Source organism: Wolbachia pipientis (genome assembly GCF_001752665.1).
GTDB lineage: Bacteria > Pseudomonadota > Alphaproteobacteria > Rickettsiales > Anaplasmataceae > Wolbachia > Wolbachia pipientis_A.
The window spans coordinates 47,466-61,894 of sequence record NZ_MJMG01000006.1 but is presented as its reverse complement, the minus strand read 5'-3'; the positions used below and the strand labels follow the sequence as shown (position 1 = coordinate 61,894).

Here is a 14,429-nt window from a genome sequence, read left to right as displayed (position 1 = left end):
TGATTTACAATGTTTACATTGCATATTTTTCAACTTACTAAGATAATATAACTATCCCATATTAGCGACCCTATTACTCTAGCACATGTATATCAACTTATTATAGATAATGCTGCAATTTAGAACTTGAAAATTTGTAAACTTGTGATTATTTATGATATAATAGCAAAATAAAGGGCACACAATGCAGAACACACAAGGAACTGAAAATTTAAGATTCGATGCTGAAGTAAGTAAGGTATTGAACATAGTAATTCACTCGCTTTATGCTAAGAAAGATATCTTCTTGCGTGAATTAATATCAAATGCATCAGATGCATGTGATAAATTACGTTATGAATCTCAATTAAATCCAAATTTATTAGATTATAATGATCCATTAAAGATTATTATTAGCGTTGATAAAGAAAAGAATCAGCTTTCTATTACTGATAATGGTATTGGGATGAATAGACAAGATTTAATAGATAACCTTGGTACAATTGCAAATTCAGGTACGCAAAAATTTTTGGAAGCGATGCAGAAAAATGAGAGTATGGACCTTATAGGCAAATTTGGTGTTGGTTTTTATTCAAGTTTTATGGTTGCCTCAGAAGTAACAGTCGAATCACGTAAAGCAGGGGAAGAAGAATCATGGGTGTGGAAATCAACTGGTAATGGGGAGTATTCTGTTGGTAAACTGAGTGATCAGATACCTAGGGGTACTAAAGTTACTTTAATAATACGTACTGAAGAAGCTGAATTTTTAGATAAATTTCGTATTGAAAATATAGTGACTACATACTCAGATCATATTAATTATCCTGTTGAATTTATAAATGAGAAAGGGGAGAACGAGAAGTTAAATAGTAGAGCAGCAATTTGGACTAAACCTAAAAATGAAGTGACCACGGAAGAACATAATGAGTTTTTCCGTAATATTGCACATGTAGGTGGTGAACCATGGATGATACTACACAATAAAAATGAAGGTGCTATAGAGTATATAAATCTACTTTATATTCCATCTATCAAGCCTTTTGATTTATTTCATCCTGATAGACGTTGTTCTGTTAAACTATATGTAAATAAAGTGTTTATTACAGAAGATAACGTACAGATTATTCCTCAGTATCTACGTTTTTTGAAGGGTATTGTTGATTCTCCAGATCTTCCATTAAATATCAGTAGAGAAACGTTGCAAAGTAATCGTGTTATTGAGCAGATAAAAAATTCGCTTACTAAGCGTGTCATCTCTGAACTTAGTAAAAAGGCAAAGGAAAATTTGGAGGAATACACAAAATTTTGGAATAATTTTGGTGCAGTGTTGAAGGAAGGGTTATGCGAGGCTATGCCAACTGATGAAAGAGAAGCTATATTGTCTGTATGTAAATTTCATAGTACAAAAGATGATAAATTGGTTGGGATAGAAGATTATATAAATAGAATGAAACCTGGACAAGAGTACATATATTATCTTACTGGAAATAGCACAGATTCTATAAAAAACAGTCCACAGCTTGAAGGTTTTGTTAATAAGGACTTGGAAGTTTTGTTATTGATTGATCCAGTTGATGATTTCTGGAGTAGTGTAGTACATGAATATAAAAATTACAAGTTTAAATCTGTAACACGTGCTGATGTGGATTTGGAAAAATTTTCTTCAGAAGAAGAAAAAGAAGAAAAAAAAGATGAAAAAAATGAAGAAGTAAACTCTATATTACAATATTTTACAGAAGTATTAGGAAACTTAGTGAAAAATGTAAAAATTTCTAGGAAATTGGCTGATAGTCCTATATGTCTTGCTGTTGATGAGGGTGGTATGGATCTTAGGATGGAGCGTTTTTTACGTGAACAAAAACAACTTAATTACCGTACACCAAAAGTGTTAGAAGTAAATATCAAACATCCCATTATAAAAAATATAACAAAATCTTATACTGATCATGGTAAAAACTCTATTCTAGAGGATACTATATATTTACTATTTTATCAAGCCTGTATAGCTGAAGGAGAAGAGATAGAAAATATTAGTGATTTTACTAGAAAATTGAATAATTTACTTTGCAAAGTTACCATTTAGTATTATACTAAAAGAATATTCTATAGTAGGGTAATTATGACTAAGTGTAGTGCTGACTCAAGCGTAGCTGATGTATTTCATGATGATGAAGAGGTGGGTGGTGTATACGAGAAGGGCACTGATCAGCATATATGTGGTGGTGAGCAGCGTATAGAGTCTAGTGAGCCTACCGTTACAATAGAATCTGCTCCTAGCAACTTATCACAAATTAGTGAAACTCCTGGAAGCTTTACTGGAACGGCTAATCTAAGCAACCTTTCATTTCTTTTGTACTTGAAAAAAATGTGTAATTTTTGTAAGTTAGTGTACTGTAGCGATCAAAAAGGGTTATCTAAAGCTGATGAGGAAAAAGCTGGTTATAAGGATAGATATTATTTTGAGAGAGAGGAAAAGTATCATCTTCGTGAGGCTCATTATTATTATTATTATTCTCGTTATCCTTTTGAGAGGAAGGTAAATTTTGCTTATTATTACTTCACAAAAGACAAGGAAATCACCATAATTTTTAGAGGCACTCAAGATAGGCATGATTTTGCGGCTGATGCAGATATGCGTTATACTAGTCTAACTACTATCCCAGGCTGTGTAGGAAACGTACATAGTGGTTTTCATCGACAATTTACTTCGATTGAAGTTGAGCTGATACAAAGGTTGATGTTTCATGTAAAAAACGAAGAAAAAAGAGAAAGGTTGAGGGATTATACGCGAAAAGTTAAGTTAAGCTTAAAAGATTTTAAAATTAATCTTGTGGGGCATAGTCTTGGAGGAGCAATTGCTCAGATAGCAGCCTTACACTTAAACAAGCAATATGGTTTGCAGGATTTACATGTTGTAACATTTGGCAGTCCAAAAGTTTTTGATAATGAGGCTGCAGAAGTTTACAATGCAGTTCTGAAAGAAAATAGTTATAGGCTAGTGTATGAATGTGATATTATACCAACCTTTCCTCCGAACACATATTTCTGTAACTATACTCATGTAGGTATTGAAATGCCTTTAGCTAATAAAGTAAATTCTTTACAGAATGCAATGGTGCGCTCTACTAAACCAGGTGAAGCTCAAACAAGCAATGGTAATATTAATAATACAGAGGGTGAAAAGTACAGTGAAGATGCCATTGCAAATAACCAAGATCCTGCAGAAGAGGATCAAAAAAATATGAATGCAGATGATACTTCCTGGTGGTTAGGAGGGTGGGTTCAGCAGTGGGTAGCTAACGTTTCTAGAGTGTTGTATACGGTTGCAGGATTAAAAAGGAACCATTCTATAGATACTTATTATGATCGAATGAATAGTTTAATTATTAATGAAGAAGTTACATGCTCTACTCAATTTATAGCGCCTAATATAGCGCCTAATGCAGAAGCTTCATGTTCTATTAATATTCCATATACTGTTTCTGTTATGCATACTACTGAAGCACAAACAGATGGTAATGCTCTTAATAATGCAGAAGATGGAAAATATGATAAAGGTGCTATTGAGAATAATCAAGGTGTTGTGGAGGAAGATCATAAGGAAGTGGTGTACAATGTTTCTGATGGTGAGAATAACACTATAGTGACTAATGATATAGAACCACAGACTGTGGAACTAGAACGTTCTGTTGAACAAGAACAGCCTGTCAATGAAGAAATTATATGCTCTACTCAACAATTTATAGCGCCTAATATAGCGCCTAATGCAGGAGCTTCGTGTTCTATTAATATTCCATCTACTATTTCTGTTATACGTACTACTGAATCATATACTGTGTCTGTTATGCAGACTACTAAATCATATGAAGCACAAACAGATGGTAATGCTCTTAATAATGCAGAAGATGAAAAATATGATAAAGGTGCTATTGAGAATAATCAAGGTGTTGTGGGGGAAGCTCACAAGGAAGTGGTGGACAATGTTTCTGATGGTGAGAGTAACACTATAGTGACTAATAATATAGAACCACAGACTGTGGCACTAGAACGTTCTGTTGAACAAGAACAGCCTGTCAATGAAGAAATTATATGCTCTACTCAACAATTTATAGCGCCTAATATAGCGCCTAATGCAGGAGCTTCGTGTTCTATTAATATTCCATCTACTATACATATGTTTCTGTCTACTAAATCATATGAAGCACAAACAGATGGTAATGCTCTTAATAATGCAGAAGATGAAAAATATGATAAAGGTGCTATTGAGAATAATCAAGGTGTTGTGGGGGAAGCTCACAAGAATGTTTCTGATGGTGAGAATAACACTATAGTGACTAATGATATAGAACCACAGACTGTGGAAAACGAAAACAATGATAACCAGTCTACTGTAGGCTCAAGTGTAGTTGTTGAAAATAATCAACAGGTTGCTACTGCACAGCAAGGAAATGATGAAAATGCGTCTATTGATGTGCGTATTATCTGTAACGATACTAACGAGCATATTTGTAGTACGGTTATAAATACTTCTGTTAATGACCTTTCAATTAAAGGGCCTACTATTTGTTCTAATAAAAAGTCTACAGATTCTGAAGCTGAGGATTCTGAATGGAATCACGAAACTAGTTCTATACAGCATGTTAGGGTTGCACTTAACTCTGAAACAAAAAAAAATGTAACGAAAAAAGTGAGTGATTGTACCATTAAAAAATATGATCAAGAAATTAGTGGCAAGCCTTCTATTTTGCGTAACAAGTCTCGTCATAAAGGGTGTCATAACGGTTTTATTGTTGGTGCAGTAATCTGTGCTACTGCTTCAATTGTTCTGGCAATACAAACAATGTATTTAATGGCATTTGCTGCTGGGCTAGTTGCTGTTTTGTGCACTGCTGCATATATATCATATTCATCACCACTACCTCAGAAGAATTTTAATGATGATGCGCGGCTAACACATCTCAAGGATGCGGTTCCTTTATGTTATATCTCAAGGATTTGATTCCTTTTTTTTCTGCAAGAAAGGAGAGGGAATAAGCATAGCGGAAGGTTATTGTTTTAGCATAGCAAGTATCTTATCTGTTTCAAAGTGTATAGTAGGAAGCCAAATTGGACCGTCTAAATACATTTCGAATTGAACAGGATTGCTATAGTTTTGTGGTATAAAAAATAGTACTAATTTAGAATGTAATATAAAATTAGATAAAGCAAAATTAGCAACTCCAGATCCAGATGCTTGATCAATGTTAAACTGTAAGCTTGTTGAACATATACCACCCTTGATATCTGTTTTCGCTATGATGTCATTAAAAATTGTATCACCTTTATATACATCTATCTGTATAAATTTGGTAATTTCAGTTTTATTATTACTCAGTAAGTTAACTATCAATCCATTTAAGTTTAGACCAGAAAATTTAAGCTCTCGTGCACCTAAAGTAATTTCTCCTGAACAGTTATCAGCCCAATTTATAATACTTTGCCCATATGTTTTAATTGTACCCATGAGACTAATCAGGCCTGTAATATTATCAATGCCTGTAATTTCTAAATCTGAAATAGAAAATGATGTGTTTATTGAATCTGGTTTCAAGTACCCTTGAAAAAGCACTTTCCCATTTTCTAGTTCATAATTTGCTTGCCTAATTTTAACAGTACCATGTTCTATAAATGCATCTAAATTAAAGTCTTTTAAAATTTTCTCTCTGAATTGAAATTTCTGAGCATCAATATGTATATTTGCATCAAAGTGTTCTATGTTATTAAGAAAATCAAGTTTTTGTGTTGACCACTGTATTTTTTGTCTAGGGTTGTTTGTTTTTTCTATTAGATCTTGCAATGCAATAATGTTTCCATTCAGTTCCGTTCCTGTAAGATGAATATCTAACAGCGGCTTTGTATGTTTTTGTTCTAGTGACAGTTGTACATCACCTGTCATATTAAAGTCTTCCCCTTCTATTTTTATTTGGTTGGCTGCTAACTTGTGTTTCTTAATCTTTAATAAAAAATCTAAGTTTTTGATTTTTATATTGTTTAGTGTAAGATCATTTATGACTGTTTTTATATGTATATTATACTTGAAGTTTTTTAACCATCTTGTTCTAGATAAATGAATAAGATTATTATATCTGTTAATATTTAGGTTGTGTATATTGATCCTTCCTCCAACTACATTATGTTTTTTAGTGTAATTTATTTTAATTGCACCTTTTAAAAATTCTTTATCTATTGGTGTCGAAACAGATAATGAAATATCAGACATAGATAATATTCTAGGGCCAAGATGCAATTGAGAATATAGTGCAAATTCATTTTCCTCATTTTCCTCATTTTCTTGTATTATCATTGAAGGGGAAAAATACTGTATTAATGACCTAAAATCTCTGCCTGTCACATTAAGTTCACCATCAAATTCAGATAATATATCATTGCTTGAAATTGTGCCTGACATATTAGATAGCTTATTAGCTCCTGATAACTTAAAAAGTATATTGATTGTTGCTTGACCATTTGAAAACTTTACTGAAGTGCTAAAGTTATCTAGTATTTTTTTTTCTTGAGAATTAACACTAGGGGCCTTTAGATCAAGATTTAAGTTTAAGTTTTTTGGTATACTATTTTTAAAACATTCTAATAACTCTTTGATATCTATATTTGGATTATTTTTCATTATAATTTTACTAAAATTTATAATAATATTAGTATGATTGCTTTTCCGATCATTGTGTATTATACCGCTTGCTTGTACGCTATCTGAATTGATATTTAAATCTGTCATAAGAAATTCATCTTTATTTACAAGTACGTTGGATAAAATATGGATGCTTTCATTAGGTATAAAATAAAGAGGTAAGTTAAATTTAAATAATTTCATTAAATTGCTTACTGTATTGGAATTGTTATTAACTGTTAATTCTAGTTGGCCATTTAATTTTTCTTGAGCTTTATTACCTTTGAAAACTAAATTTACTAGGTTTGATTCAACCACAATGTTGAGATTCTTTTTTTTGTCATTAATTTTTCCAGAAAAGTTATAATAGTAGTCATTTACTTTAATATTACCTGTAAATTTTTTATTTTTCTTTATATACATCTCCTTTATACTCACTGTATTATCTTCTATATCAATACAACTATCTTTGATTATGAAGTCTGCGTTAGCCTTTACATTTATTATGTGAAATAGATTTTTTTTATTACATTTCATGTTAAACAATGTAATTGATTTTGGCTGTAAAGAGAGTGCTAAAAGTACAGGCCTTATTTCAATTTTATCTACATTAACCAGTGCTGATAGATGTTGCTCTTTGTGTGTACCATACTGTATATATACATTATGAATAGTTACCTTTGGTGTAATCAATGAGAATTTGACCTTTCCTCCTATATATATTTCAGCATCATATGCTTTCTTTAATTCTTGAGCTATATATTCTTTATAACCATTCCAATCTTTAAAGAGTATAGTGATATGAGCAATAAATATTATCAATACAATTGATAATATTGCATATATAGAAAATTTCATATTACCTCAGGTTGCCTTAGAAAAATTAAATATAGAGTGGTAAAATATATAATAATACTTAAAATTATTAAAATTGCTAAACGGATTAGTATTTTATCAAAAAATAATGATCTTAGGAAAGAATTCATAATATATAGTGCTATAGACATCACTATTGTAGATATTAAAATTTTAATTATACTTAATAAGAGTGATTGGCTAATTTGGTATGCTTTATATGTTTTTAAGTAGTAAAGTAGCAAGATAGAATTGACCCATGTAGAAGCAGAAGTAGCAATGGCAATTGCTATGTGTTGATATTTATTTATCAGTAAAAGATTTAGCATGATATTAATTACTAAGCATATTAATGAAAATATCATTGGTATTTTCAGCTTTCCCTGAGCAAAGAATAGTGGCAGTAGTACTTTATTAATAACAAATGCGGGTAAAGATAAAGAAAAGACTGTTAAAACAGGAGCTACTGCGCAATGGTTAAAGTTGATACTGTAATTAAAAATTGCAAGTAGAATTACGTCAGGAATTAAGATGAAAGCAGCGGTAGTGGGCATAATAAATATTAATCCTATAATTAATGCTTTATTTTGTATCTTTATAATGTTTGATTTCTCATTAATTTTTTTTGAAATTATAGGTAGTAACACTGTGCTAATTGCAACACCAATAACCCCTTGTGGTAATTGTACTAACCTATCAGCATAGTATATGTAGGATACAGCATTTGGTAGAAAGCTTGCAATAATTGTATTAATCCATATAATAATTTGCGCAGCACAATTATTTATAGTTGCAGGTATTACACGTTTAAAAAATAGTTTGACTTGATCATTTAGACTAAAATTTAAGGAAAATTTCACATTTAGCTTGTATGCACTAAATACTATTAACAGTAGTTGTAAGATCCCTCCAACAAGTACGGATATTGCTAGATTGTGTACTGGAGTGTTAATATAAGGCATGAATAGGCTTACGGTAAGAGAAATATTGAGAATAATTGGCGAAATTGCAGTTGATGTGAAATGATTTTTTACTTGTAATATACCACCTATTAATGATGTTACTGAAATAAAAATTATGTATGGTGTCATAATTCTTGATAGAGTAACAGTTGTATAAAATTTGTCTTGTTCAAAGCCAGGAATAAATCCTTTAATGAGAATAGGGAGAAGGATTTGTATGATTAAACAGAAAAGCAATAAAATAATACATGTGATAAATATTACACTACTTGCAAAATCAGATGCTTGCTTATCATTATGACGTGAATATAATGGTATAAAGGAAGTAGTAAATGCCCCTTCAGCAAAAAATGCACGAAACAAGTTTGCGAAGCGAAATGCAGAAAAAAATATATCTGCTAAATAAGTAGTACCAATAACTCTAGCTATGCATATATCTCTTATGAGTCCTGAAACTCTTGAAATAACTGTAAAAAAGCTAAATGTAAAAATGCTTTTTAACACTAGTCTATATATAATTTTATTTTAAATAATATAAATCTGTGATAATTAGGTCCAGTGCTTTTCTTATTGGCTACCCTTTTCTATATATGTTTTTATAAAGCTTTTAAAGGAAGTTTAACTTGTATACATAATAATATAATTATATACTCCTACGTGTTAGAATAGGACTGAATGAATTATTATAGAACTCATAAATGTAATGAATTAAGAAAAAATAACATTGGAGAGAAAGTTACTCTTTCAGGTTGGTTATATCGTAAACGTGATCATGGTAATTTAATTTTTGTAGATCTACGTGATTTTTACGGAATTACTCAATTAGTATTTAATAATAATAAGGAGTTTTTTTCAATAATCTCTAATCTAAAATTAGAAAGTGTCATAACTGTGCAAGGAATAGTCAAAGTAAGAACAGCAGATACGATAAATAGCGAAATAGCAACAGGAGAAATTGAGCTTGTAGTGGACTATCTACATATTGAGTCAGAAGTAAAGTTTGCGGAAAATGAGGAGATAGCAAAGGAAGAAAGAAGTATTTTAGCAAGTATAACAGGTGAACAGGAATATCCAGAAAATATGAGATTTAAATATAGATTCCTTGATCTCAGACGTGAGAAAATCCGTAACAATGTAGTTTTACGTTCTCATATTATTGCGGAATTGCGTGATCTGATGATAAAACAAGGATTTTTGGAAATTCAGACTCCTATACTTACTGCTTCATCACCTGAAGGTGCACGTGATTATTTAGTGCCAAGTAGATTAAACCCGGGTAAATTTTATGCACTACCTCAAGCACCACAAATTTTTAAGCAATTACTGATGATTTCAGGATTTGATAAGTATTTTCAAATTGCACCTTGTTTTCGTGATGAGGATGCAAGAGCTGATCGTTCACCTGGCGAATTCTATCAATTGGATTTAGAAATGTCTTTTGTGACTCAGGAAGATATTTTTCAAATAATTGAATATACTATGTATAGTATATTTACTAAATTTTCCAATAAGTGTGTTGATCAATTTTTTCCTCGCATTACTTATAAAGAAGCCATGTTAAAGTATGGTTCTGATAAACCAGATATGCGCAATCCTATATTAATTAGTGACATGACAGATGTCTTTCGTAATTCAGAATTTAATGTTTTTAAAAAAAATATTGAAAGTGGTATGGTAGTAAGAGCAATTCCAGCGCCTAATACAGCAAAAGAACCACGTAGCTTTTTTGATAGAAAAATAGAGTATGCACAAAAAGAATTTGGTACTCAAGGCTTAGGGTATATAGTTTTCGATATAGATGGTAATGCAAAAGGTCCTATTGCTAAATTTCTCGATAATCATCAGTTAAATCAAATTAAAGAAATAGCAAATGTAAAACCTGGAGATAGCATATTTTTTACTTCTGCTGAAGAAAATGAAGCAGCAATAATTGCTGGTAAAGTACGCACCCTCTTAGGGTCAGAATTGTCACTTATTGATAGTAATATATTTAAGTTTTGTTGGGTGGTTGATTTTCCATATTTTGTATATGATGATAAAAATAAAAAAATAGACTTTTTTCATAATCCTTTCTCTATGCCACAGGCTGGATTAAAAGATTTAGAAGAAAAAAATCCATTAGATATTCTTGCTTACCAATTTGACTTAGTGTGTAATGGAGTAGAGTTATCAAGTGGTGCAATTCGCAATAATAAGCTAGATATAATGTATAAAGCCTTTACTATAGCAGGTTATAGTAAAGAAGAGGTAGATATAAAATTTGGTGCACTGGTACGTGCATTTAGATTTGGAGTTCCACCACATGGTGGTATAGCGCCAGGAATTGATCGTATGGTTATGCTGCTCACTGATGAAGCAAATATCCGTGAGATAATTTGTTTTCCCATGAATCAGCAAGGAGTAGATGTTTTGATGGGGGCACCTTCTACAGTAGATGAGCACCAATTATGTGAACTCTATTTAAAGGTATGTGAATAAACATTTTGATAAAACTATACTGGTGAATCTTGTTTCCTCTATAATGTGGTTTGCTTGAGTAGCTGTTTATATCTACAGAGCGTAAAACTGTGTTGTTAATAAAATTTAAATATATTCTACTGTAAGGTCTATTAATTTGTTAAAATAAGGGTTTAATATATGGACATAATTAAAGCAGCAGAACAAGTATATAACAGCTATTTGCTATGGTACAAATTAGATGAATTAAGTTGCGATAATGGCAAGAAATTATCAAGTGTTATTTCTGAAGTAATAGATAAAAATAACACAGAAATAGAGCTAAAATTAAACAATACGCAGTACACAATTCAAGTTAATTATAATAATAAAGAAAATGGTAGCTATGAACTCACAGCTTTAGCTAGCAATGTTATTTCAGAAGTCAAGCATGTATCAGAGTATTCTGATGAAGATATTATAGCTTTATGGGCTAGTAGTAAAGTCTCTTTTGAGAAGATACCTTCTAAGAAAGATAGTAGGGGATTTGCTACTTATGTACGTGATGAAGTAAGGCAAAAAGATGTAAAAGTAGGTGGTTTAGGCAAGATGGTTCCTTTTAATCTACGTTTTCATAATTTTTACAAAGTGATAGAAATGTTAAAAATTGATAATATACCACTTCGCAAAAAATTAAGATTAGCAAATAATGCAGCTCCTGGTTCCGGTAAAACAGGTGATATAGCTTTGTTAAAACTTTTGGCTTATTTTGCGAATATCCCATGCATTACTCTAGTTCCTACTGACCTGTTAAAAAAAGAGATGCATGATTTTGATAGAAAGTTTTTGCCAGATATAGTTGCGGATGCTTTTGCTTTATCTTTGAATGATAATAATACAGAATATGCTACTTCAACATTTGAAGAGGCTTTTAATGAAAAGTGGTGTGCAGTAAATAATCTATATGATGAAAGAAGTGAAAATCGTCCAGCATTAATCTGTATTGATGAGGCGCGAGAATTAACACAAAAACCTAAATTACTAAAAAATGCAAGTAAATTATCATGCCATAATGCAATGGTTATTTTTACTGCTACTCCGGACTCGTTATTAAATAAAAGCTTGGGAATAAAGCAACAAATTTTACTTTCTCCAAAGGAAAAAGTGGCTTTTGAAATTGGAAGATTACCAATAATTCATCACAGTAAAATAAAATCTAGTAATATACAAGAGGTAAGTCAGACTGTAAACAGTAGTCAAAATCTCGCACCAGTGCAAGTAATAAACCTAGCACGAGACTACATCAACAAAGTAGAAAATACATATGTAAAACTTAATAAAAAGGGAAACATGGTTGAGCAACTTGGTACTACTCGCAATGTTACAGGGAATGTATCGCAGGCATTTATCAATGATGTTAGTCAATTACTAGACAGCCAGAGTTATAAGGTAGGTATTATTGCAGCTGAAGAGGACCAGTTTGATAATATTTATGATGCTATTTTCAGTAACAGTTCCTTGAAAGAAAGGGAAGAACAGAGTAAAAGGTCATTGATCAGAGCTGTTAAAGAACTCAACCTTGGACTAAATGACGATAGAATAGAATTATTAATAGAAGAAAATGTGAATACTCAACCTGTCCGCAATTTACTGCCTTCAATAAAACTTTGTAATATTATTGATGCGCTAAATGAATATAAGAAAAGTAGTAAAATAGTAACTAAAGATGGAATAAAAACATTTATTCAAGATAAATATAAGATTACAGATTCTCATGAAACTCTCAATTATAATTCACAAATAACAGATGCTATAGTTGAGTTAAATGGTATTAGGTCAGAATATTCAGAGAATGTAAAACGTAATTACCCTGCAGATAAAAAACTGCATGAGTATATTTTTACAACATTTCCAAAAATTGCAGCATTTTGTAAACAAGATGTAGTTGTTTCCCAAAGCGTAGATAAGGGTATAAGTCGTTTGAGTATTGATGAAGAAGGAAACAGCTACCAAGCATCTTATATTGTTGAGGATAATACGGGTAACATTAAAAATATGATCAGCATGATTAAGTCAGGTTTTGTACCGTATATTATTTCAAAAGAGCTAGCAGTTGGATTTGATAGCAAAAAAATTGATAAAGCTGTAGTAATATCAACAAGTAGCAATTCTAGCGTATCAGATCCAATGTTATTGTTCCAAGTTATGGGAAGAGTTGGGAGAAGTAATAGGAGAGGAGGGTCTGTATTTTTTGATGTATTTACAACTCATGATATTTATTTAGATATTGAAAATATCAATGCATTATCAGGAGAGGAAATTTTAGCAAAACTTGAGAGGGGTAACCAAGAATATCAACGAAATAGACAATCTACAGTAGATCTGGTAGCATATGATCCTTTATGTCATGATAATCGAATTACCAACGGAGCAAGTAGAGCATCACCTATAGCAGGTTGGATAGGTGCTGTTACTAATACTATTACAGGTGTTACAAATCAGCTATACTTTTCTTTAAAAAACCTGATTGCTTCATCGGAACATGCTCAAACACATGAAGTAGCGCAAATTCAATGTGATGCTGCTGATGTAAGTGCTACATTGCTATTAGCAAGCGTTGCTGCTATGAAAATCACAGGTCAAAAGTATATTCATACAGTAGATCAGGCTTCATTTTCTTCAGAGACACAAGCTAATGTGTGGTATATCACAAACGATATTATAGAAAAATTTGAGCAAGCGCTGAAAAATGCTGCTGAAAAATCTGGCGTAACAATGACAAGTTTATATTTTAATCCTATGTCAATTTCCTCGGCTATAGATAATAAAATACGTAATGGTCAGTATTCTCAGGTTCGAGATATTCTATATTCAGCAGCAAAGAATGTTTGTACACATTCTAATCAAACTGAGAAATTTTTGGATATTATAAAAGGTGATATTACAAATATCATTAGTAATAAAACTATATCGAACAATTCAGTAGCAAGTACAGCAGTAAAAAGCATTGAATGTTTAAATAATGATAAAGTTCCACTATCTTCTATTAATGGAATTGCTGTAGAGCGTATAAAAGGAAATCTAAACAATACACTAATGTATAGTGGTATTTAAATTAGGAGTAAGCCATCATACATTGGATTTTTGTGTCTGTTTACGTATGTGTCTTATTCTGAAAAAAATAATATTTGCAACAGGTTTAATGAAAAACCTGTTGCGCGAAAATATACTAAAAACTAGGTAGTGTGCACTTATATGGTAGATGAGATTGCATTAGGAATCTAAAAGAGTAAATTATAAGAAAAAATGACAGCGAGCTCACATACATCATATAACTCATTTTCTACTATTATTTGATACAGTTTTCGCTTTTTTTTAAATGTCTCCTTTATAAAGGTATGCTTTTGCATAACCATGTTGATAGCTAGATCATAATTTTTATTGCTTATTGATATTTCCCTAAATCATTTAAAGCTGCTCCATTATCATAATATAGTAATGTATCCAAATTACTGCTTGTTGCAGCTTCA

General features: G+C 31.3%; 6 protein-coding genes. 4 read left to right on the top strand and 2 right to left on the bottom strand.

From position 1 onward, the window contains the following. The first annotated feature begins 184 nt into the window (after positions 1-184). Positions 185-2,062 (top strand): molecular chaperone HtpG, encoded by a 1,878-nt coding sequence (gene htpG / locus BIY23_RS02840; RefSeq protein WP_070065042.1) that lies wholly within the window; start codon positions 185-187, stop codon positions 2,060-2,062. A gap of 36 nt (positions 2,063-2,098) precedes the next feature. Beyond that, positions 2,099-4,978: a lipase family protein gene (locus tag BIY23_RS02835; protein WP_070065041.1), complete on the top strand. Its 2,880-nt coding sequence runs from the start codon at positions 2,099-2,101 to the stop codon at positions 4,976-4,978. Positions 4,979-5,026: 48 nt separating this feature from the next. Here BIY23_RS02835 and BIY23_RS02830 read toward each other — a convergent pair whose 3' ends face one another. Both BIY23_RS02830 and murJ read right to left on the bottom strand, forming a co-directional pair. Continuing rightward, positions 5,027-7,504, bottom strand: a complete 2,478-nt coding sequence (locus BIY23_RS02830) for an AsmA family protein (RefSeq protein WP_070065040.1) — start codon at positions 7,502-7,504, stop codon at positions 5,027-5,029. After that, positions 7,501-8,967: a murein biosynthesis integral membrane protein MurJ gene (gene murJ / locus BIY23_RS02825; protein WP_070065039.1), complete on the bottom strand. Its 1,467-nt coding sequence runs from the start codon at positions 8,965-8,967 to the stop codon at positions 7,501-7,503. The genes BIY23_RS02830 and murJ overlap by 4 nt, the downstream gene beginning before the upstream one ends. Before the next feature lie 171 nt (positions 8,968-9,138). Here murJ and aspS point away from each other — a divergent pair, with 171 nt between their 5' ends. Next, the gene (aspS, locus tag BIY23_RS02820) at positions 9,139-10,941 is read left to right on the top strand and encodes an aspartate--tRNA ligase (protein WP_070065038.1); all 1,803 of its coding nucleotides are present in this window, start codon (positions 9,139-9,141) and stop codon (positions 10,939-10,941) included. Positions 10,942-11,100: 159 nt separating this feature from the next. Next, positions 11,101-14,013 carry a DEAD/DEAH box helicase family protein gene (locus BIY23_RS02815; RefSeq protein WP_070065037.1) on the top strand — a complete coding sequence of 971 codons (2,913 nt, stop codon included), beginning with the start codon at positions 11,101-11,103 and terminating at the stop codon, positions 14,011-14,013. Positions 14,014-14,429: the final 416 nt, after the last annotated feature.